Source organism: Arsenicicoccus sp. UBA2120 (assembly GCF_002330965.1).
GTDB classification, from domain to species: Bacteria; Actinomycetota; Actinomycetes; order Actinomycetales; family Dermatophilaceae; genus Arsenicicoccus; species Arsenicicoccus bolidensis.
The window spans coordinates 41705-62254 of sequence record NZ_DCYC01000070.1 but is presented as its reverse complement, the minus strand read 5'-3'; the positions used below and the strand labels follow the sequence as shown (position 1 = coordinate 62254).

Genomic DNA, 20550 nt, shown 5'->3' with positions numbered 1-20550 from the left:
ATCACTTCCCGGTGAACATCGGCGGGCGTCTGCCCAGCAGCGCGTCCACGGCCTCGGTGTGGTCCGCCGATCGTTGGGCCAGAGGTTGTAGTGCCGCGGCCAGCTCGAGGTGAGCCGCCAGCGTCTGCTGCCCCTGCTCCCGCAGCAGGCGCTTGGCCATCCTCACGGTCGTCGGCGGGTTGGCCGCGATCAGGTCCGCGACGGACCGGGACGTGGCGAGCAGCTCGCTCGAGGGCACCACGCGAGACACCAGACCCCACTCGAGGGCCGTGGAGGCGTCGATCGTGGCGCCGGTGAGGGTCAGCTCCGCGGCCCGGGCGATGCCTATGGCGCGGGGGAGGAGCCACGCGCCTCCGTCGCCGGGGATGAGCCCCACGCGGACGAAGCTCTCGGCGAAGGTCGCGGTCTCGGCGGCGATGCGGACGTCGCACATCAGAGCGAGGTCCAGGCCGGCGCCGATGGCCGGCCCGTTGACCGCGGCGATCAGCGGCACCTCGCACCCGTGCAGAGCGAGCGGGATGCGCTGTATGCCGTGCCGGTAACCGTCTCGAGCATGGCTGAGCGGCCCCCCGAACGGGACCTCGTCGCTACGGACCTGGCTGAGGTTGGCGCCCGCCGAGAAGGCGCTGCCCTCCCCGGTCAGCACCACGGCGCGGACCGCACGGTCAGCGTTGGCCCGATCTGCACAGGCCACCAGGGCGTCGATCATGTCATCGTCGGAGATCGGGTTGCGGATCTGCGGACGGTTGAGCGTCCAGGTCTCGACGTGGCCGTCCCGTTCGACCCGGACCGGCTCGGTCATGGAGCGGGGACCTCGACGACGACAGCGCCGCCCTGGCCGCCCCCCGCGCACATGGCAGCGACGCCGGTGCCGCCCCCCCGGCGACGCAGCTCGTGCGTGAGGGTGGTGATCATGCGAGCACCCGTGGCGGCGACGGGGTGTCCGAGGCTGCAACCGCTGCCGAAGATGTTGACCTTGTCCTCGTCGATGTCCAAGAGGCGGCAGGCGGCGAGAGGGACGGAGGCGAAGGCCTCGTTGATCTCCCAGAGATCGACGTCTGCAACCGTGAGGCCGGCCCGCTCGAGCACCAGGGGAATCACCTCGACGGCACCCATGCCCGTGCGGGCCGGCTCGACCCCGATGGAGGCCCAGGCGCGCACGGTGCCGAGGGGGGTGAGCCCCTGCGCGGCCGCCAGATCGGCGTCCCCCAGGACGATCGCGGCCGCCGCGTCGTTGATGCCGCTGGCGTTGCCCGCCGTCACGCTGAAGCCCTCGATCTCAGGGTGCAGCGGCTTGAGGGTGGCGAGCTTGTCCACCGAGCTGCCACGGCGGGGACCTTCATCGGTGGAGAAGGTGAAGGGGAGTCCGTCTGGGCCCTGGACCTGCACCGGCACGACCTCGTCGCGGAACGTGCCGTTGTCGATCGCCTCGACGGCGCGCTGGTGGGAGCGCGCTGCCCAGGCGTCGACCTCCTCGCGGGACAGACCCACCTCCTGAGCGGTGTTCCACCCCACGTTGATCGAGACGTCGTCGTTGACGTCCTCGGTGTAGGGGAAGGTGGGTGGCATCGCCTGGACCGTGTCCTGCGTGCCAGGCACCCGCCAGGTGAGCTGCGGCATCAGGGAGGTCGACTGCACCCCACCGGCGATGACCACCTTGTCCATGCCGGAGCGGATGCTGCCGGCCGCGTTGGCGATGGCGGTGAGGCTGGCCGCGCAGTGCCTGTTGACGGCCTGGCCCGGCACCTGGGGCATGCCGGCGGCCACGGCGGCGTGGCGAGCCAGGTCCCCGCCGCCATACATCGACTCGGCCAGGACCACGTCGTCCACGTCAGCAGCCGACAGGCCGGAGCGCTCCAGCGCCTCGGTCACGACGAGCTGGGCGAGCGCCTCCGCCGGAGTGTTCACCAGGGAACCCTTGAAGGCCACCCCGATCGGGGTGCGGACAGCGCTGAGGATGACTGCGTCAGGCATGGTCATCGGCTCCTTGGATTCGTGGCGAGTGATTTGACGCTTTCGTCAAGAATGTAGTTGCTGTCGCCCGCCCCGTCAAGGTCGGAGGGGCCCGTCCGTGGTCCCTGACTGCCGCCCGGTCAGAACTCGATGACCACGTGGTCAGAGGTGGGACGGGACTGACAGCCGAGGATGTAGCCGTCGGCGACGTCGGCGGGATCGAGGGTGTCGCAACGAGCCATCTCCACGGAGCCATCGACGAGGGTGCACACGCATGATCCGCACTCGCCCTCGCGGCACGAGTAGGGGACGTCGATGTCGTGAGCCACGAGGAGGTCGACCAGGGACAGGGAGCGGGGCCACCCGAGCGAATGGGTCTGCCCGTCGAGGGAGACGGTCAGGCCAGATGTGTCGACCTCATCGCGAGAGGCGGACGCGCGATCGACCTCGGGCTCGTCGAACGGGTCCCCGCTCAGGGAGGTGAACCGCTCGGTGTGGATGCGGTCGCGAGGCAGCCCGATCTCGTCGAGCGCAGCATGGGCCGTGTCCATGAACGGCTCGGGGCCACAGACGAAGGCGTCGTGGCCACCGTAGGGCTCGAGGAGATCGCGGAGCCCTGCCGCGGTGGGCAGTCCCTGGACGGAGCTGAACCAGTGGATCACGGTAAGTCGATCGGGATGTCGAGCGGTCAGCTCCCGGAGGGAATCAGCGAAGATCACGGAACCCTGGTCGCGATTGGCGTAGAACAGGATCACCGACGCGGTCCCGCGCTCGAGCGCCGTCCGCAGGATCGACATCAGGGGGGTGATTCCGCTTCCCGCGCCGACGAGGAGCAGGTCGTCGTCCACGGAGGCGGGCACGAAGGTGCCGGAGGGCGGCAGCACCTCGATGGTGTCTCCAGGCGTCAGGTTGTCGCACACCCAGTTCGAGCCGAGGCCACCAGGGGTCCGCTTCACCGTCACGGCCAGCTCCTGGTCGTGCGGTGCGCTGGACAACGAGTAGCAGCGGGCCACCGAGCCTGTGCGGCCGCTCGGCAGGCGCAGCGTCAGGAACTGCCCAGCCCGGTGGGTAAACCGCGGGTCGGCGGGTCGGTCGAAGACGAGGCTGACGGCGTCAACGGTCTCGGGGACGACCTGCCGCACGGTCAGCCGGGCAGATCGCGGAGCGGGGCCGCCCTGCGACACCCCCGAGTCGGGATCTGACCGTGTCATGTAGCCACCGCCGGCTCTGCCGCTTCGGGATAGAAGCCGCCGGCCCACGTCCGCAGCTTGCGGAAACCTGCGGCCTCCGAGGGCGAGAGGCCGGGAGGATCCAGGTATCTCTGCGTGTCCCACACGGCGATGTCGTCGGGGAGGGCCAGCTTCGCCTGCCCGAGTCGCTCGTCGCCGTTCCCGTGCTCAGACGAGATCCAGTACGTCCCGAAGATGTCGGAGGTCGTGGCGTCGACGGGGGTGGCGCAGATGGCGATCACGCGGAGCCCGTCCCGGGTGTGCTCGCCGCTGAAGGACGTTCCCAGACCGGACCACACGATCTCGATGGTGCTCGACGTCTCGTCGGGCATGTCAACCGCATCGGCCCACCGACGGCCGAACCCCACCTTGGCGCGCCACTCCTCCGCCTCCTGGGCCTCTCGCAGGACGACGGGGCTGTGGGGCGTGTGGTGGACGAACCGGAAGTGGTGAGGGTCGACGGCGTTCTCCGCGATCACCTGCGGATGGACGTGGATCCCGGGGTGACGCACTCGGGCCGCGTCCGTCAGCGGGTAGTAGTCCGCCGCCTCGAAGATCTGCCCCAGGGTGCTGAATGCCTCGGGTACCTCCCACTGGGGTGGGCGCGACGCCACGTCGTGCCAGACGTAGATGCTGTCGTTGCGCTCGGTGACCGGCCAGCTGCGGACCCGTCGCACACGATTGGGCCTGGCCTCGTAGGGAATCTCGACGTTGCGCCCGTTCCCGTCCCAGACCCAGCCGTGGAAGGGGCACTGGATGCCCTGGTCGACGATACAACCGCGGCTGAGGTTGGCGCCCAGGTGCTGGCAGTGGGCGTCGAGCACGTTCACCCTGCCGTCGCGACCCCGGAAGGCGACCAGCTCGCTGCCGAAGTAGGAGAGCGGCACGATCTGACCGGTGGCTAGGTCCGAGGACCAGGCCACCTGGAACCACCCGGTCGGCTTCATGGCACGTGGCATGCGCGTTCGGACCTGCTTTCGTGACGGGTGCGAGGTGGTGCTGATGCGCGTGAGTTCGGCCCGGTCCGCAGCGGGCGCCAACGGACCGGGCCGAAGTGGTGGGAGAGCTCAGCCGACCCGGGGGAAGTGCAGCATGGTGCGGGCGTTCGTCTCGGTGATCTTCGCGACCTCGTCGTCGGGCACGTCGGCCAAGACCTCGGCAGCGCGCTTGCGGCTGTTCGGCCAGTTCGAGTCGGAGTGCGGGTAGTCGATCTCGAGCATGATCCGGTCGACCCCGACCTTGTGGCGGTTCTCGACGCCGAACTCGTCGTCGATGAAGCAGCCCCAGAAGTGCTTGCGGAAGAGCTCGGACGGCGGTGTGTCGAAGTCGATGTTCTTCATGTAGTAGCGGTGCCGGGACCACACGAAATCAGCACGCTCGAGGATGTAGGGGATCCAGCCGATCCCACCCTCGGCGAGGGAGAACTGCAGCTTCGGATACTTCTGGAGGATGCCGGAGAACATGAGGTCGACCGCCGACCACATCAAGTTGGACGAGAAGAGTGTGATGGCGACGGCGAACGGCGCCTCCGGCAGGGCCATGTTGTTGGTGGCCTCGGTCTTCATGAACGAGAAGCCGGGCACGTAGGCGCTGGAGCCGAAGTGCAAGGAGATGGGCATCTCCGTCTCCGAGCACGCTTCCCACAGCGGGTTCCAGTACGCGTTGTGGAAGCTGGGCAGCCCCAGCGGCACCGGGCTGTCGGGGAAGGTCACCGTGCGACTACCCATGGCGGCGGCGCGACGAACCTCGGCCGCGCACAGCTCGACGTCCCACGTCGGCAGGATCGCCATGGGGATCAGCCGGGCGGGGTCGGTGGCGCACCACTCCTCGACGTTGAAGTCGTTCCAGGCCTTCACGCACTTGAGCGCGAGGTCCTTGTCGGGGGCCCGGTGGAAGACGCCACCGCCGAAACCCGGGAAGGACGGGAAGGCCAAGGTGGCCTCGACCCCGTCGGCATCCATGTCCTTGAGCCGCTCGATCGGGTCGTAGCACCCGGGGATCATGTCCTCGTAGCGGACGGGGTCCATTCCCCACTCCTCGACGGGCTTCCCTGCCACGGCGTTCAGGCCGATGGTGGGTGCGACCAGGCCGTCGTAGTGCCAGAGGTGCTTGCCGTCCTTCTCGACGATCCGCGGCCCCTTCTCCTGGTCGGCCTTGGACAGTCGGTCCTGCCACACCCGAGGGTGCTCGATGAGGTGGTCGTCGACCGAGATGATCTGGTGCTGTTCCTGAAGCGGCATTCGAAGCTCCCTTGCTCCCTGGACGGTGCTCGCTCCTCCGACGATATCCCCAGTTGACGAAACTGTCACCCCAGCGACGTGCGTTTTGTCCGCGAATGGTTCTGGTCAAACGGGGCGACTCACGACTACAGTTCTGACGAGATCGCCAATGTGGTGAGAGGAGCCGACCGCCATGAGCAACACCTTCGACGGACCCATGCCGGAGCGTGAGGACGAGGACGACCACGACCTGCTGACCTATGGGGAGGTCAAGGTCCGCATCCACGAGGAGGTGCGCACTCAGCGCGCCCTGGTCGCAGAGCTCGAGGCGACAGGAGGGGATGCGTCGGGAGCACGGCGTCGCCTGGACGCCTTGGTCGACGCAGCGGAGCGCAACAGTCGCAGCCGCATCAACGACGACAACTTCGAGAAGTTCTTCGGTTACCGGGGCACCCCTCGGCGCAACACCTGACGAGTCGGTCCCAGGCGCACCGTGCGCCGGCTCAGCGTCGGTCAGGTCGACTGCACTCTGAGCGCCTTCTTGTCCACCTTGCCGGTGACCAGGGTCGGCAGGACGTCGGTGAACCTCACGTGCTTGGGCACCTTGTAGCCGGCGAGTCTCGCTCGGACGTGGTCGCGGACCGCGTCCGCCGTGAGTGCGTCGGCCCCCACGTGCGGCACGACGACCGCGCAGACTGCCTCCCCCCAGCGATCGTCAGGCACGCCGATCACCGCGCAGGCGGCCACCTCGGGATGGGACTCGACGGCCCGCTCGACCTCGGGGCAGTAGATGTTCTCGCCGCCGGAGATCACGACATCCTTGATGCGGTCCACGATGTGCAGCATGCCCTCTTCGTCGAACCGACCGACGTCACCGGTCAGGAACCAGCCCTCCCGGACGCGTTCGTCCGTGGTGACCGGGTCTCGCCAGTAGCCGCGGAACATGGCCTCGGTGCGCACGGTGATCTCGCCCGCCTCACCTTGGGCCACGTCGGCGCCGTGGGGCCCCAGGAGACGGACCTCGGACTCTGAGAACGGGATCCCGACGCTGGAGAGTCGGCGGTGGGTCTGGGCGTCCTCCGACGTGGAGTGAAGCTCGCGGGGCAGGCCCGAGGTGATGGTCTCGGTCTGGCCGTAGAGGTTCAGGAATCCCGCCCGGGGCATGGCGGCCATGGCGGCACGCAGGGTGGGCAGGTCCATGGGGGCGGCCGAGTAGACGACCGTGCGGACCGTGGCGAGGTCTGCGGGTGTGGCGCCCGCGTCGAGAACAGCTCGCAGCATGGTCGGAGCCAGGTGCATGACCGTCACTGAACCCTCACGGCACCAGTCGGCATACCGCTCTGGGTCGAAGGCGTCCGTCAGGACGGCCGTGCCGCCGTGAACGTGCAGGCCCAGTGCGATGGCCATGGCGCCGATGTGGAAGAGCGGCATGACGAGCAGCCCGAGATCGTCGCAGCCGCTCCGCATCTGGTGCGCCATCTCCTTGGCCAGCAGCCGGAGCTCTCGGTGCCCCAGGATGCATCCCTTGGGCGTGCCGGTCGTGCCGCTGGTGAAGATGAGGAAGGCGACGTCGTCGGCGGTCGCGGCGAAGGGCAGCTCACGTCCGAGCCCTGGCCGGAGAAAGTCCTCGTATCGCGTGACGCCGACGCCGTCGGGCACCTGCCCGTCGAGGGCCACGACGAGCTCGAGACCGGGCAGCTCAGCGCGGATCCGGGGGAGGAGCGCGAGGTGCTCGGCACCGCAGAAGAGCGCGACAGGGTCTGCGGCACGCAGGGTCTCGACGATCTCCGCGGGGGACAGTCGGTAGTTGACCGTAGCCACCACGATGCCGCTGACGTGCGCCATCGACAGGACCTCGCCGAACTCGATGCTGTTCTTGGCCAGGAGCGCCACCCGATCCTGGTGCCGGACGCCGGCGTCGGCGAGCGCCACGGTCACGGCGGTCGATCGTTCGAGCAGCTCGCGATGGGTGCGGATGCGGGGGCCGTGGACGTATGCCGCGCGGTGCCCGTGGTGCAGAGCGTTGGCGGAGGTGGTGGCTCCGAGGGAGGGTCCGGGCCGACGATCGCACGACATGAGCACTCCGACGTTTGGGTGACGATCCTGTCAACTAACCGTAAGCTGCGCCCTCCCCGGTCGGCAACCGGATCAGGACACGGGTGGCGCCAGGTGCTTGGCAATAGCGTCAGATTCAGATTTACTGGGCACCCCGCCGTATCGATGAACGAGGTGCACCCATGAGCAACGACGCTCAGCAGATCCTGTCCGGCATCAAGGTGATCGAGCTAGCTGCCTGGACCTTCGTCCCCTCGGCCGGCGCCGTGCTCGCCGACTGGGGTGCGGACGTGATCAAGGTCGAACATCCTGAGACGGGTGATCCCCAGCGGGGGCTCATCAACTCCGGCATGGTCACTGGTGCCGGTGATGTCAACCACTTCATCGAGCAGCCCAACCGTGGCAAGCGCAGCGCCGCCATCGACGTCTCGAACCCGGACGGGCTCGAGGTGCTCATGAAGCTCGTCGAGCAGGCCGACGTCTTCGTGACGAACCTCCTCCCGGACAGCCGGAAGCGACTGGGTGTCGACATCGACGACATCCGCGCGCGCAACCCTCGGATCGTCTACGCGCGTGGACACGGATACGGCTCCAAGGGGGAGCAGGCCGACCGGGGCGGCTTCGACCTCGCCGCCTTCTTCTCCAGGGGCGGCATCGCCGACGCCTACACGTCCTCGGACGAGGGCGCGTACCCGCCTGTCCAGCGGCCTGCCTTCGGTGACGTGGTGGCCGGCTTCGCCATCGCGTCGGGCATCGTCGGCGCGTTGTTCAAGCGGGAGCGCACCGGCGAGACGTCCGTCGTCGACGTCTCGCTGCTCAACATGGCGATGTGGCAGCTGGCTCCGGACATCGTCGGCGCAGGGGTCACCGGCCAGAACGTCCCCCGGTTCCAGCTGGACGAGTCGCCGAACCCCGGTGTGGGATTCTTTCCGACGAGCGACGGTCGCCACCTGGTCTTCGTCCTGCTGCAGGCGGACCGCTTCTGGTCCGACTTCTGCACGCGGATGGGCCGCGAGGATCTCATCACCGACGAGCGTTTCACCGACCAGCGCGTGCGGTTCGTCCACCGCAAGGAGTGCATCGCCGAGATCCGCGAGGCCTTCTCTCAGCACCCGCTGGCGTACTGGCAGGAGAAGTACGCAGACTTCGACGGAGTCTGGGACGTCGTTCAGTCGGCGCTGGACATCCACAGCGACCCGCAGGCCCTAGCCAACGGCTACCTCCCACGCATGACGGACAACAACGGCAACGAGTTCGTGGTCGTCGACTCGCCGGTGCAGTTCGACGAACGGCCCAACGCCTCCCGCCCGGCGCCCGACCACGGCGAGCACACGGACCAGATCCTCCAGGAGCTGGGTCTGGACTGGGACCGCATCATCACCTTGAAGACGAGCGGCGCCGTTCTGTGACCGAGCCCTCCAACCGGGGTCCCAAGCCCGAGAGCAGGGACGTCTCCCTGCTCTCGGGCCGCACGGCCGTCATCAGTGGGGCCAGCCGCGGCATCGGGGCGGCCATCGCCGTCGCGCTGGGCGCCCTGGGCGTCAACGTCGTGCTCCTTGCCAGGTCTGGCGCAGGGTCGCCGGGTCGCCTCGAGGGGACCGTGGATGCCGTCGCGGCGGGGATTCGAGCAACGGGCGGCCGCGCGCTCCCGTTCGTCGGGGATCTTCGCGACGACCAGACGATCGATGCCGTGGTGGCCGCCGCCGTCGGCGAGTACGGCGGCCTCGACATCGTCGTGAACAACGCCGCGGCGTTCGACACCACGACCACGGCCGCCATCTCGATGAAGCGCTACGACCTGATCCACGACATCAATGCTCGTGGGGCCTTCGCCCTCACGCGGGCGGCCGTGCCACACCTGACGGCGTCGGAGCACGCGCACGTCCTCACCATCTCACCGCCGTTGACGCTGGAGCCGAGGTGGTTGGGCCCGCACACGGCATACACAGTCTCGAAGTATGCGATGAGTCTCATGACGCTCGGGCTGGCTCAGGAGTTCGCCGCGTCGCCCGTCGCCGCGAACTCCCTGTGGCCGAGCGCCTCCGTCGCGACCGAGGCGATCCGCACCATCCTCGGCGACGACGTCGCGTCGAACCGGTCTCGCAGCCCCAGGGTCATGGCGGATGCCGCGGTGGAGATCCTGCGGAGGGCACCGCGCGACTGCACCGGCCAGCTGTTCACCGACGACGAGGTATTGACCGCCGCCGGGATGGATCTGGCGCCCTACCGTCTCGGTGCGGCCGACGAAGAGCTGTCACCGAGCTGGTTCCTTCCGGAGGCATGATGTCTGAGCGACAGGCTCGACAGGCGGCGCCCCAGCATGCGCACGCTGCTATGCACTGCAACCTCAACACCGTTGATCTCGATGCCGCGGAGACGTTCTACGAGGTCGTCGCCGGCCGCGCACCGAGGTTCCGGTCGGTGGGCGTCGACCAGGACGCGACGATGATGGGGCTGGGAGCCCGCACCTCGAGCGTCACCGCCTTCGTCTGGGACGAGCGTGGGCCGCGCGCCGCGCCGGCGCTGGAGCTCGTGCGCTGGTCGGACCCGGCGACCCGAGCCGCCGGGTCGCACCACCGAGCGGGCTTCACCGCCCTCGGATACCGGGTGCCGGATCTCCAGCGCGCTGTCCTGAGCCTGGCGCCCCTCGGTCCTCTCGTGCTCGAGGATCTGACCGTCCGTGGTCGCACGCTGCACGGGGCTGTCCTCACCGACCCCGACGGTGTGCGGGTGGAGGTGGTCGAGGTCGGGGTCGGCTCCGTCGCGGACGCGGGGCCCGCCCTGGCCTACGAGCGGTTGCGGGTGACCGATCTGGACCGATCCCTGGACTGGTACGAAGGGATCGGTTTCGCCGTCGGCCATCGGCGTCAGGGAACCGCCTCGATCGTCCTTCCCGAGGACCCCACCTTCTCCCTCGAGCTCGAGGAGCACCCCGACCTCGCGGCCTCCCCCAGCCGCGCCAACCAACGCGGCCTGTACCGCATCGCACTGGCGGTGGAGGACGTCGAGGTGGCCGCCGGCGCGCTGAAGGCACTCGACCCCGGCACGCCGGCGCCGGTGTTCATCCCGATGGAAGACACACCCACCGGTGGTTACACCGTCCTCTTCCTCAACGACCCGGACGGCACGGTCGTCGAGCTCGTCGCGCGCCCGCGCTCAGAGGTCCGTCGACCCTTGACACCGGTATGACGATATCGCCAACAGTGGCGTTCCATGCGGTATCACGTTTTTGAAAAGACCTGTCGGACAGCGGATATGACGAGAATCTATGAACTTGACGTTTTCGTTGACAACGATCGTCGAGGCGCCTAAGGTGACACCGTGACCGATCTGTCCGAGAGTGACCTGGCCGACCTGCGGTCCTCCTTGCGGTCGGTGCTGGAGCGCCGCTCCTCCGAGGAAGCGGTCCGGCGCACCATGGCGAGCCCGTCAGGAGCAGATCTCGATCTCTGGCGCACGCTCGTCAGCGACTTCGCACTCCCCGCCCTGACCGTCCCGGAAGACGGTGGAGGAGCGGGTGCCGGGTGGGCGGCCGGCCGCGTCGTGCTCGAGGAGCTGGGCCGCTCCCTCGCATGCGTGCCGGCGTTGTCTGCCATGGGCCTGGCCGTTCCGGCACTGGTGGCCAGCGGTGACGCCGAGGCCGAGAGGGACATCCTCCCGGGGATCCTGTCCGGCGACACCATCGCGACGGCCGCCCTGCTGGGTGCTGATCCCCTGAGCGCCTGCCGCTTGCGGGCGACCGGGCAGGGGAGCGGGTGGCGCCTGACCGGCCGGGTGGCGCACGTCGTGGACGCGCAGGTCGCGGACCTGGCCCTGGTGCCCGCCCAGCACAGCGAGGGGACCGCGCTGTTCGCCGTGGACCTGCGCGCAGCCGGGGTGGACGTGCAGGCCAGGGCAACCTCGGACCTGACCCGGCGGGTGTGTGGGCTCTCGCTCGATGCCGCGTCGGCGCGCATGATCGGAGGACCGGACCAGGCAGCGTCCGTCCTGGGGAGCTCGAGGCCGGCCGCCCTGCTCGCTCTTGCCGCCGAGCAGACGGGTGGGGCGGGCGCCGCCCTCGACCAGGGAGTGGCGTACGCCGGGCAGCGCGTCCAGTTCGGTCGCGCCATCGGGTCGTTCCAGGCGGTCAAGCACAAGCTCGCCGACGTCCTGGTCGCCGTCGAGCAGTGTCGGTCGGCGACCTGGGCAACGGCGCGAGCCATCGATGGGCACACCCCGGACGCCGACCTCTATGCGGAGGCCGCCGCTGCGATCTGCGGGGCTGCCTATGTGAAGGCAGCCTCGGACAACGTGCAGGTCCATGGAGGCATCGGCTACACGTACGAGGGCTCGGCCCACCTGCACGTCAAGCGGTCTCGTGGATCGGCCGCCCTGCTCGGCACTCCTGCCCAGCATCGCGCCGGTGTCAGCGCCCGCCTGCCACTCCTGCTCGACACCCCCGGCACCACCGCAGCGGCCTTGGCCCGCACTGTCGAAGGAGCGTCTCGATGACCGAAGTCCCCTTGGCCGAAGGCCTGTTCACCTGGCCCTCGACGGAGCCCGCGCTCCTTGCGGGTCGTGCCACTGATGGCTCGTTGACCTTTCCGTATCGCCCTCATCGACTTGTCGGGGGCGCGAGAGAGGCCCTCGAGCAGGTCGAGCTCCCCCGTCGCGGGAGGCTGTGGACCTTCACGACCCAGCAGTTCCGGCCCACCTCACCGCCCTACGCCGGTGATGACACGGACGAGACCTTCGAGGCCTTCACGGTGGGTTACGTCGAGCTGCCGAACGCCCTGCGCGTCGAGGCCCGCCTCACGGAGCCCGACGCGACCAAGCTGCAGATCGGGCAGGAGATGGAGCTGGTCATCATCCCGCTCGGCAAGGACAAGGACGGCAACACCACGATGATCTACGCCTTCGCCCCCGTCGGACAGGAGCTCTCGTCATGAGCGACCCCGACATCGCCATCATCGGGGTCGGCCTGCACCCCTTCGGACGACACGGCGTCAAGTCTGCCCTCGAGATGGGGGAGGACGCCGTGATCGAGGCCTTGAACGACGCCGGGGTGGCATGGGGAGACGTCCAAGAGATCTGGGCCTCCAGCATGGAGGTCAAGAACCCCGAGGCGATCACCGGTCTGCTCGGCATGACGGGCATCCCCGCCCGGTCGACGTTCACGGGATGTGCCTCTGGCGCAACCGTTCTCGGGCAGGCAGCGAATGCCATCAGGCTTGGCAAGGACCTCACGGTGGCCGTCGGTCTGGACAAGCACCCCCGCGGTGCCTTCGCCGGAGACCCATCGGTGTCGGGCCTGCCTCTCTGGTACGGCCAGGCGGGGATGTTCCTGACCACCCACTTCTTCGGCATGAAGATCAATCGCTACATGCACGACCACGGGATCAGTGAGGCAGCCCTGGCCAAGGTGGCGGCCAAGAACTTCCGCAACGGGTCGCTCAACGACAAGGCCTGGCGTCGTTCGCCGATGTCGGAGGACGAGATCCTCGCGTCGCAGTACCTCAACTATCCCTTGCGGCAGTACATGTACTGCGGCCCCGACGAGGGAGCTGCCGCAGCGGTCCTGTGCCGGGCAGACGTCGCGCACAAGTACACCGACACGCCCATCTTCCTGCGGGCGAGCCAGCTCGTGTCTCGCCGCGACGGAGCGCTGGAGCTGATGAGCCCGTCGCTGTCGTTGGAGGACACGCCGAGCCCGACCATCTTCGCCTCTCGGCAGGCCTACGAGGAGGCAGGAGTCTCGCCGGAGGACGTCGACGTGATCCAGCTGCAGGACACCGACGCCGGGTCGGAGCTCATCCACATGGCCGAGAACGGGTTCTGTGCCGACGGGGAGCAGGAGAAGCTGCTCGCCGAGCATGCCACCGACATCGGGGGGCGCCTGCCGATCAACACCGACGGGGGGCTGATGGCCAACGGGGAGCCCGTGGGTGCCTCCGGCCTGCGTCAGGTCTATGAGATCGCCAATCAGCTCCGGGGCCGCTGCGCCGATCGCCAGGTCGCCGACGCCAAGGTCGGCTACGCCCAGCTCTACGGCATGCCGGGCACGGCAGCCGTGACGATCCTGTCGACGTGAGGTGACCCGTGACGACGCCTGAGAGCTTTCGGGCCGAGGTTCGTGCGTGGCTGGCAGGCGCACCCCGACCCGCCGGCCTGCACGACTACGGTCCGACACCGACCCCCGACGACATCGACGCCGGGCGAGCCTGGCAGGGCATGCTCGCCGAGGCTGGATACGCCTGCCTGCACTGGCCAGCCGAGCACGGTGGACGTGAGGCGTCGGTGGCCGAGCAGGCCGCCTTCGCCGAGGAGTGCGCCTTGGCCGACGTCCCGCGACAGTTCCATCTCGTGGGTCCGGACCTGGCCGGCCCGGTTCTCATGGCCTTCGGCTCCTCGGCCCAGAAGGAGAGCCTGCTCGAACCGATCCGCACCGGTGAGCACCTATGGTGCCAGCTCTTCTCGGAGCCGGGCGCCGGGTCCGACCTCGCCGCTGTGCGAACCAAGGCGGTCGCGGTCGCCGACGGCTGGGTGATCGACGGGCAGAAGGTGTGGACCAGTGGGGCGGCGGACGCCCAGTACGGTCTGCTCCTCGCGCGAAGCGGCGGGCCTGGCCACGGCGGGCTCTCGGCCTTCGTGGTCCCGATGGACGCCGACGGCATCACGGTCCGCCCGCTCCAGCAGATGAACGGTGAGAGCAAGTTCAACGAGGTGTTCTTCGACGGACTGCACCTGTCGACCGACGCGCTCCTCGGCGAGGAGGGTGCGGGCTGGGCCGTGGCCACCGCGACGCTCGGTCGGGAGCGGCTCTCTCTCGGGGCCAACGCCGTGGGCATGCTCAAGGCACTGGAGGAGATCGTGACCGAGGCCGGGCAGCGCGGCCGGCTCGACGACCATCTCAGGCTCGAGGTCGTGGACGCGTGGCTCGGCGTGTGGTTGCTGCGATCCACGTGGGAGCGGGCGATCGCCGAGGGCGCCCCCCCGGGGGGGCCCCCCTTCTCCGTGCTCAAGATGATCAGTACGCACACGTACCAGGCCATCGGGGATCTCGGGATGGAGGCGCTCGGGCTGGACGCCCTCGCCTCGGAGCACGACGAGCCGCTCGTGGACCGGATGCTCGTCGCGCACGCCCAGACCATCCTCGGGGGCACGACCGAGATCCAACGGAACATCCTCGGTGAGCGGATCCTCGGGCTACCGCGTGAGCCGCGGGCATGACTCACCGCACGAGTGCGTGGTCGGACATCCTGTGGCCAGGTGTCCGCGTCGCCGTCGGTGATGGGATCGGTATGCCGGGCGCGATCCTCCCGGACCTGGCCGCAGCTTCACGCGAGGTAGGCGACGTCCGGTTGCTGCTGGGATGGCTGCCTCAGCCGCACGACGGACTCGATCCCACGGCCTATGCAGACGTTCGGACGACCATGGGTGGGTGGGGACTTCGTCGCCCGATCGACGCTGGCGTCGTGCATGCTCCGGCCGTGCGTCTGTCCGCCGTCCCTGCACTCCTCGCGGGACCCTGGCGCCCAGACGTGGTCGTGGTCACGGCTGTGCCCGGCCCTTCGGGGAGCCTGACGCTCGGGACCGAGGTCTCCTGGTTGCCGGCCGCCATCGCCGGCGGGGCGACGATCGCGGCCGTGGTGAACACCAACCGACCGAGGTGCGCCGTCGGCCCGCCGCTGCCCGCGGATCAGGTGCTCGTCGTGAGCGAGTCCACGGACCCTCCCCTGAACCTCTCTTTCGCAACACCCAGCGACAGCCACCGGGCGATCGCAGAGCGGGTGGTGGATCTCCTCCCGCAAGGGGCGCGGCTGCAGGTGGGTCCCGGCGCGCTCGGCACCTCCGTCCTCGACGCCGTGCGTGCGCCGGTGGCGCTCGACTCCGGGCTGCTCCCTGAGGCGGTCGTCGACCTGGATGAGCGGGGGCTGCTCGTCGGCGAAGCCGTTGCCACCTATCTGGCCGGTGGGCCGCGACTCGTCGAATGGGCCGACGGGCGATCCCTGCTCCACCCGTTGGAGCACACCCACGATGCCACCAGGCTCTCGACCGGCACCCCGCTGGTGGCCGTGAACACCGCGTTGGAGGTCGACGAGCAGGGCCAGGTCAATGTCGAAGGATTCCCGGGCGCCAGCGTCGGCGGAGTGGGCGGCCATCCCGACTATGCCGTGGCAGCCACCCGATCTGTAGGGGGGCTGAGCGTCGTCGCGGTGACGTCGGAGCATCAGGGCAGGCCCACACTCGTCGACCGGCTCTCGGCCCCGGTCAGCACACCCAGCCACGACGTCGATGTCCTCGTCACCGAGCGAGGATGCGCCGACCTGCGCGGACTCGACCGGCACGAAAGGTCACGGGCGGTCCGCTCCTTGTGGGACCTGTGACGACCACCCCCATCTCGCCAGAACGACGGAGGAAGCCATGAGCATCAATCAAGTTGGCGTCGCGGACACCGAGGACCAGGCGGCCCTGGTCGAGGCTGTGAGCGGAATGCTCGCCCGTGACTGGAGCATGTCGGCGTTGCTCGACCCGGCTAGGCGGGAAGCACCGGACGACAGGTCCCTGTGGCCGTCCCTCGCTGCGCTCGGGCTGGCAGGTCTCCCCGTCCCCGAGGCGCAGGGAGGGTCCGGCGGCACCTGGTCCGACCTAGCGGTGGCAGGGGAGGTCTTGGGGGGGAGCGTGGCGCCGACCCCCATGATCGCTGTGGCCGGCGCGCTGGGCGCACTTGTCGGCCAGGGCGGTGTCGAGTCGGAGTCGCTCTTGGCGGCGATCTGCGAGGGGGCCGTCGTGCCGACGATCTCGTGGACGGCCGAAGGACTGTCCGGAGTGTCTGCGGTCCGTCACGGTGACAGCCTTGTCGTCGACGGCGAGCTCGGTGCGGTCGTGGGAACGAGCTGGGACGAGCTTCTCGTCCTTGCCTCCAGCGATGAAGGACCGATGCTGCTGACCGTGTCGGCCGGCGAGGGCGTGCAGTCGACCGCGCTGGAGTCGCTGGATCTGACGCGAGCGGTGTCGCGCGTCAGGCTGAGGTCGGCTCGCGGCACCGTGCTGGCTACGGGTGACGCTGCCGAGGCGGCCGTTCGTCGGGGTCGGGCGAGCGCCATCGTCGCGCTGGGCGCCGAGCTCACCGGGATCCAGGGCCACTGCCTCGAGTCCTCGGTGGCCTATGCCATGGAGCGCCATCAGTTCGGGCAACCGATCGGATCGTTCCAGGGGATCAAGCACCGGCTGGCCGACGTCCTGGCCGGCGTCGAGCTCTCTCGGGCCACCGTGCGACACCTCGGCGATCTGCTCGACAGCGATGTCATCGATGTCGAGGCCGTCGAGGAGGCGGCAGGTCTGGTGCTGGCCACCGTCGTGCCAGCTGCTGTGACGTCCGGGAACTCCTACATCCAGGTGCTGGGGGGCATCGGCTACACGTGGGAGCACGAGGCTCACCTGTACTACCGACGGGCCTGTGCGGCCCAGGGCCTCTTCGGTGGTCCGGCCGCCGGACGGGGTGCCCAGCCCTTCGGTAGCGGACGGCAGGATGCCGGGGGAGCGGTGTCCACTTCCCTGGCCGACTTCGCCGCGCTCGTCGACGAGGCGCTCCCCGCGCACCGGGCAGAGCACCCCACCGACGACTATCCCTCGCGCCTCGCGTGGCAGCAACGGCTCCACCAGGCCGGCTGGATCGCGCCTCACTGGCCTCGCGAGCACGGGGGCAAGGGCCTCGGCATCGTCGACCAGGTGGAGTACGACAGGGTTCTCGGGAGCCGGCGCGCACCGGTCACCTTTGCGGGTGTGCTAGGCCTCAACAACGTGGCCCCGACCCTGATGCGGTTCGGGACGCCCGAGCAGCAGGAGCACCTGGCGCGCATCCAGTCGACCGAGGAGATCTGGTGCCAGGGGTTCTCCGAGCCGAGCTCGGGAAGTGACCTCGCGTCGTTGCGGACCCGGGCCAGGATCGAGGGTGAGGGGGACGGTCGGGAGTTTGTGATCGACGGCCAGAAGGTCTGGACCTCCGAGGGCATGGAGGCGACTCACTGCCTGCTCCTTGTCCGCACGAACCCGGATGCTCCGGCCCACAAGGGCATCTCCGCTCTCCTCGTTCCTCTTGACACCCCGGGGATCACCCGCCGACCGATCACCCAGATCACGGGGGAGGGGGGCTTCGCGGAGATGTTCTTCGACGAGGTGCGTGTCCCCTGGTCGGCCCTGCTCGGTCCGCTGGACGAGGGATGGATGGTCACGATGACAACCCTGGCGTTCGAACGAGCCGGGGTCATCATGATGGCCAGTCGACTCGAGCAAGAGGTCGAGGACGTCTTCGCCGAGCTGGATGGTCGTGAGATCTCCGACAGCGCGCGCCTGGCGCTCCTGGACCGGCTCGTCGACGCTCGGACCCTCGGACTCCTCGGCCGACGCGCGCTCGGAACCATCGCTCGCCGAGGTGCGCCCGGCCCGGAACACTCGGTGATCAAGCTGGTCTGGTCACGGGTCGCCCAGCAGATCGCAGACACCCGGCTCTCGGTGGCCGGTCCGCTGGCGCTGGCGGGTGACGAGGGTCAGGGCGCACGGACGGGCGCCCTGGGTTCTCGCGCCACGACGATCGCCGGGGGGACGACGGAGGTCATGAAGAACATCCTGGCCCAGCAGGTCCTGCGGCTGCCGCGCTGACGCACGCCCCTACGTGAGATGGAGGTGTCATGAAGGTCGCTGTCTGCTACACGGGGAGCGTGGGCTCCCAGGTGATCCGCCTGCTCCTGTCGCACCCCGAGCACGAGCTGGTCGGCGTCCTGGTGCAGAACGAGGCCAAGCATGGGCTCGACGCCGGTGACATCGCGGGAGCTCCTGCGTGTGGTGTGGTCGCGACCACCCGCGTGGACGACGTGCTGGCCGCATCCCCCGACTGCGCGTTGTGGCACGGCGTGGTGTGGGACCGCGAGGTCGTCGCCCGCTTCCTCCGGTCGGGGGTGAACGTCTACATCGGGATGGCTGGCTTCCCCATTCCCCTGAGCGAGGACGACTACCTGCTGACGGCGTGCACCCAGGGCGCCTCCAGCCTGGCCAGCGGAGGCAACATCCCCGGTCTGATCAGTGACGTGCTGCCGCTCTTCCTGAGCGGCTACACCGGCAACATCCAGCGTCTCGAGGCGACTCAGCGCAACCATGTCGCTGACTACCCGTCAGCGCTGCAGCTGCGCGAGTACCTCAGCAAGGGGGCTCGGCGAGACGATCATCAGCGGCAAGGAGTACGCCGTGACGCCGGTCGGCGTCGTGCTCCCGGCAAGCGGGCTCGACGTCCCGGCCGGCACCGTCGCCGGGGTCCGTTGGACCTTCACGAGCACCACCGACGCCGGTGTGCCCTTCCTGCACGTGGTCAACGAGCAGACGGTGGTGCTCGGCCTGGGCGCGGTGTGGCGACAGTCTCACGAAGAACCCAGCTGGACGGTCGAGATCCATGGCGATCCGGCGATCCGTTGCCAGCTGGCGATCCACCCGGGCTCGAGCGGCGCTGATCCCGCTGCGGGCCTCAATGCCGCTCGAGCCGTGAACTTCATCCCTCGGCTGAGCGCTGCCGCGCCAGGATTCGCCTCGGTCCTCGACGTGCCGGCGCCACGCGGCTTCCTCGCCGGCTCGTGATGACGCCAGGGTGCTGGCGGCCTGCGGGACAGACCTCCGCGCTAGGGGTGGATCGGCGTCCAGACCGACTGCGACCTGACGGCGGCCTTGTCTACCTTGCCGGCGGGATTGCGTGGCAAGGGGTCCGAGCGCAGGCACAGGAGCTCGGGTACCTTGAACGCGGCGAGGGACTCGCGGGCGACGCGTACCAGCTCCGACGCATCGAAGCTCATGCCGGATCGGGGGACGACGCAGGCCCCGACCCGGCCCCCCAGCCGCTCGTCGGGCACCGCCACCACCGCTGACTCGCCCACGGCGGGGTAGGCGGCCAGCGCGGCCTCCACCTCCACGCTGTAGACGTTCTCCCCGCCCCGGTTGATCATGTCCGTGCGTCGGTCGAGCAGGTGGACGCGGCCCTGCGGGTCGATCCGGACGATGTCGCCGGTGTGCAACCAGCCGTCGACCATCACTCTCGCGGTGTCATCGGGGCGGCCCCAGTAGCCGGACATGACCTGGGGTCCCCGCAGGATCAGCTGACCGATGCCCGCCTCCGCCTGCGGCCCGAGCAGCCGCAGCTCGGTGCCGGCCACGGCAGTGCCGACCGACCCGGAGTGGGCGAGGGCGTCGTCATCCTGGAGTCCGGTCACGCACGGCGCCTCGGTGAGACCGTAGCCGGGGGCCAGCCGGGCGTTGGGGAAGGCCTCGCGGAGCGCCTGCGCCTGGGCAGGGGGCGTCGGCGCGGCTCCGTAGCTCACGATGCGCACCCCGCTGACATCGAGGCCGACGAAGTCCGGGTGCCGCAGCGCCTGCCAGAACATCGCCGGAACACCGTTGAGGACCTCGACCCGCTCCTCCCTGATGGCATCGACCCACGCACCCACCTCGAAGGCCGGCATGATGGCGACGCTGCCGCCGCTCACCAGCGCGGGGATCCACTGCATGCCGCACGCCAGGACGTGAAACAGCGGAGCGGCGACGAGTGAGCGAAGGCCGTCGGTGGGAGCGAGTCGATAGGCCAGCCGCACCTGCTCCGCAGATGACAGCAGCGCTCGGTGCGAGAGCATCGCTCCCTTGGGTGCCCCGGTCGTTCCGCTGGTGTAGAAGAGCGCGGCGAGGGACTCGGGGTCGGCGTCGTCGACCTCTGTCGCTCGCCCCCTCGGTAGTTCCCGGTCGATGACGATCCGGGCGCCGCTGTCGTCGATGATGTGGGCGCGCTCCGGGCCCGTGAGTCGCGGATTGAGAGGGACGGGGACGCCGCTCGCGAGCAGCGTCCCGAGAAAGGCCAGGGTCCAGGGGGCTCCGTTCGGCAGGGCCACAGCCACCCGGTCACCCGGTCGAACCCCTCGGTCCACGAGTCCTCCGGCAACTTCGCTCGACGCCTGCCACAGGTCGGCGTAGGTGAATCGGTGACCCCCGGCGAGGTCGACGACCGCCTCGGCGCCGGGCGCCCGCGAGACGGTGGCGCGGACCGCCGCGACCAGCGACGGTGCGACGTTGATCCCCGACAT

General features: G+C 69.4%; 18 protein-coding genes and 1 pseudogene. 12 read left to right on the top strand and 7 right to left on the bottom strand.

Annotated elements, in window-relative coordinates; all coding sequences use genetic code 11:
- Window position 1 precedes the first annotated feature (1 nt).
- The 5 genes from B2P18_RS10455 to B2P18_RS10435 all read right to left on the bottom strand — a co-directional run bounded on the left by B2P18_RS10455 (window position 2) and on the right by B2P18_RS10435 (window position 5422).
- The gene (locus B2P18_RS10455; protein ID WP_286958824.1) at window positions 2–802 is read right to left on the bottom strand and encodes a crotonase/enoyl-CoA hydratase family protein; all 801 of its coding nucleotides are present in this window, start codon (window positions 800–802) and stop codon (window positions 2–4) included.
- Window positions 799–1974, bottom strand: coding sequence for a thiolase family protein (locus tag B2P18_RS10450; RefSeq protein ID WP_286958819.1), 1176 nt, complete (start codon window positions 1972–1974; stop codon window positions 799–801). The genes B2P18_RS10455 and B2P18_RS10450 overlap by 4 nt, the downstream gene beginning before the upstream one ends.
- Before the next feature lie 119 nt (window positions 1975–2093).
- Window positions 2094–3164: a ferredoxin--NADP reductase gene (locus B2P18_RS10445; RefSeq protein ID WP_286958814.1), complete on the bottom strand. Its 1071-nt coding sequence runs from the start codon at window positions 3162–3164 to the stop codon at window positions 2094–2096.
- Window positions 3161–4129: a Rieske 2Fe-2S domain-containing protein gene (locus B2P18_RS10440; protein WP_286958389.1), complete on the bottom strand. Its 969-nt coding sequence runs from the start codon at window positions 4127–4129 to the stop codon at window positions 3161–3163. Before B2P18_RS10440 ends, B2P18_RS10445 begins: the two co-directional genes overlap by 4 nt.
- A 120-nt stretch (window positions 4130–4249) precedes the next feature.
- Complete coding sequence (locus tag B2P18_RS10435) at window positions 4250–5422, bottom strand: amidohydrolase family protein (protein WP_286958390.1); 1173 nt, start codon at window positions 5420–5422, stop codon at window positions 4250–4252.
- Between the two features lie 172 nt (window positions 5423–5594).
- On the opposite strand from B2P18_RS10435, the gene B2P18_RS10430 reads away from it, so the two are divergent.
- Window positions 5595–5873, top strand: a complete 279-nt coding sequence (locus B2P18_RS10430) for an acyl-CoA synthase (RefSeq protein WP_286958392.1) — start codon at window positions 5595–5597, stop codon at window positions 5871–5873.
- A 41-nt stretch (window positions 5874–5914) separates the two neighbouring features.
- Here B2P18_RS10430 and B2P18_RS10425 read toward each other — a convergent pair whose 3' ends face one another.
- On the bottom strand, window positions 5915–7477 hold the full coding sequence (locus B2P18_RS10425) for a class I adenylate-forming enzyme family protein (RefSeq protein WP_286958808.1): 1563 nt from the start codon (window positions 7475–7477) through the stop codon (window positions 5915–5917).
- A gap of 161 nt (window positions 7478–7638) precedes the next feature.
- Between B2P18_RS10425 and B2P18_RS10420 the strand changes: the two genes are divergently transcribed.
- The 11 genes and pseudogenes from B2P18_RS10420 (at window position 7639) to B2P18_RS10375 (ending at window position 19063) form a co-directional block, all read left to right on the top strand.
- Window positions 7639–8865, top strand: coding sequence for a CaiB/BaiF CoA transferase family protein (locus tag B2P18_RS10420; protein ID WP_286958394.1), 1227 nt, complete (start codon window positions 7639–7641; stop codon window positions 8863–8865).
- Window positions 8862–9740 (top strand): SDR family oxidoreductase, encoded by an 879-nt coding sequence (locus B2P18_RS10415; RefSeq protein WP_286958395.1) that lies wholly within the window; start codon window positions 8862–8864, stop codon window positions 9738–9740. The genes B2P18_RS10420 and B2P18_RS10415 overlap by 4 nt, the downstream gene beginning before the upstream one ends.
- A 50-nt stretch (window positions 9741–9790) precedes the next feature.
- Window positions 9791–10645, top strand: a complete 855-nt coding sequence (locus B2P18_RS10410; protein WP_286958396.1) for a VOC family protein — start codon at window positions 9791–9793, stop codon at window positions 10643–10645.
- Between the two features lie 132 nt (window positions 10646–10777).
- Window positions 10778–11947 carry an acyl-CoA dehydrogenase family protein gene (locus B2P18_RS10405; RefSeq protein ID WP_286958397.1) on the top strand — a complete coding sequence of 390 codons (1170 nt, stop codon included), beginning with the start codon at window positions 10778–10780 and terminating at the stop codon, window positions 11945–11947.
- Window positions 11944–12384: a Zn-ribbon domain-containing OB-fold protein gene (locus B2P18_RS10400; protein ID WP_286958398.1), complete on the top strand. Its 441-nt coding sequence runs from the start codon at window positions 11944–11946 to the stop codon at window positions 12382–12384. Before B2P18_RS10405 ends, B2P18_RS10400 begins: the two co-directional genes overlap by 4 nt.
- A complete protein-coding gene (locus tag B2P18_RS10395; protein WP_286958790.1) occupies window positions 12381–13526 on the top strand; it encodes a thiolase family protein in 1146 nt (381 codons plus the stop codon). Before B2P18_RS10400 ends, B2P18_RS10395 begins: the two co-directional genes overlap by 4 nt.
- 8 nt (window positions 13527–13534) lie before the next feature.
- A complete protein-coding gene (locus tag B2P18_RS10390; protein ID WP_286958784.1) occupies window positions 13535–14665 on the top strand; it encodes an acyl-CoA dehydrogenase family protein in 1131 nt (376 codons plus the stop codon).
- A gap of 377 nt (window positions 14666–15042) precedes the next feature.
- Window positions 15043–15822, top strand: coding sequence for an acetyl-CoA hydrolase/transferase C-terminal domain-containing protein (locus tag B2P18_RS10385; protein WP_286958781.1), 780 nt, complete (start codon window positions 15043–15045; stop codon window positions 15820–15822).
- A 37-nt stretch (window positions 15823–15859) separates the two neighbouring features.
- Window positions 15860–18097 (top strand): acyl-CoA dehydrogenase, encoded by a 2238-nt coding sequence (locus B2P18_RS10380; RefSeq protein WP_286958777.1) that lies wholly within the window; start codon window positions 15860–15862, stop codon window positions 18095–18097.
- 29 nt (window positions 18098–18126) lie between these two features.
- Window positions 18127–18321, top strand: a pseudogene (locus B2P18_RS18915) (hypothetical protein); the annotation flags it as partial.
- A gap of 268 nt (window positions 18322–18589) precedes the next feature.
- Entirely contained in the window at window positions 18590–19063 is a 474-nt protein-coding gene (locus tag B2P18_RS10375) for a hypothetical protein (protein WP_286958775.1), read from the top strand.
- Window positions 19064–19104: 41 nt separating this feature from the next.
- Here the strand turns inward: B2P18_RS10375 and B2P18_RS10370 are convergent, their stop codons facing one another.
- A complete protein-coding gene (locus B2P18_RS10370) occupies window positions 19105–20550 on the bottom strand; it encodes a class I adenylate-forming enzyme family protein (protein ID WP_286958772.1) in 1446 nt (481 codons plus the stop codon).

Excerpts from the sequence above, each read along its gene's own strand:
- B2P18_RS10455 (WP_286958824.1), bottom strand. The coding sequence starts at position 802 with ATGACCGAGCCGGTCCGGGTCGAACGGGACGGCCACGTCGAGACCTGG.
- B2P18_RS10450 (WP_286958819.1), bottom strand. The coding sequence starts at position 1,974 with ATGCCTGACGCAGTCATCCTCAGCGCTGTCCGCACCCCGATCGGGGTG.
- B2P18_RS10445 (WP_286958814.1), bottom strand. The coding sequence starts at position 3,164 with ATGACACGGTCAGATCCCGACTCGGGGGTGTCGCAGGGCGGCCCCGCT.
- B2P18_RS10440 (WP_286958389.1), bottom strand. The coding sequence starts at position 4,129 with ATGAAGCCGACCGGGTGGTTCCAGGTGGCCTGGTCCTCGGACCTAGCC.
- B2P18_RS10435 (WP_286958390.1), bottom strand. The coding sequence starts at position 5,422 with ATGCCGCTTCAGGAACAGCACCAGATCATCTCGGTCGACGACCACCTC.
- B2P18_RS10430 (WP_286958392.1), top strand. The coding sequence starts at position 5,595 with ATGAGCAACACCTTCGACGGACCCATGCCGGAGCGTGAGGACGAGGAC.
- B2P18_RS10425 (WP_286958808.1), bottom strand. The coding sequence starts at position 7,477 with ATGTCGTGCGATCGTCGGCCCGGACCCTCCCTCGGAGCCACCACCTCC.
- B2P18_RS10420 (WP_286958394.1), top strand. The coding sequence starts at position 7,639 with ATGAGCAACGACGCTCAGCAGATCCTGTCCGGCATCAAGGTGATCGAG.
- B2P18_RS10410 (WP_286958396.1), top strand. The coding sequence starts at position 9,791 with ATGCACTGCAACCTCAACACCGTTGATCTCGATGCCGCGGAGACGTTC.
- B2P18_RS10400 (WP_286958398.1), top strand. The coding sequence starts at position 11,944 with ATGACCGAAGTCCCCTTGGCCGAAGGCCTGTTCACCTGGCCCTCGACG.
- B2P18_RS10395 (WP_286958790.1), top strand. The coding sequence starts at position 12,381 with ATGAGCGACCCCGACATCGCCATCATCGGGGTCGGCCTGCACCCCTTC.
- B2P18_RS10380 (WP_286958777.1), top strand. The coding sequence starts at position 15,860 with ATGAGCATCAATCAAGTTGGCGTCGCGGACACCGAGGACCAGGCGGCC.
- B2P18_RS10375 (WP_286958775.1), top strand. The coding sequence starts at position 18,590 with ATGTCGCTGACTACCCGTCAGCGCTGCAGCTGCGCGAGTACCTCAGCA.
- B2P18_RS10370 (WP_286958772.1), bottom strand. The coding sequence starts at position 20,550 with ATGTCGGGGATCAACGTCGCACCGTCGCTGGTCGCGGCGGTCCGCGCC.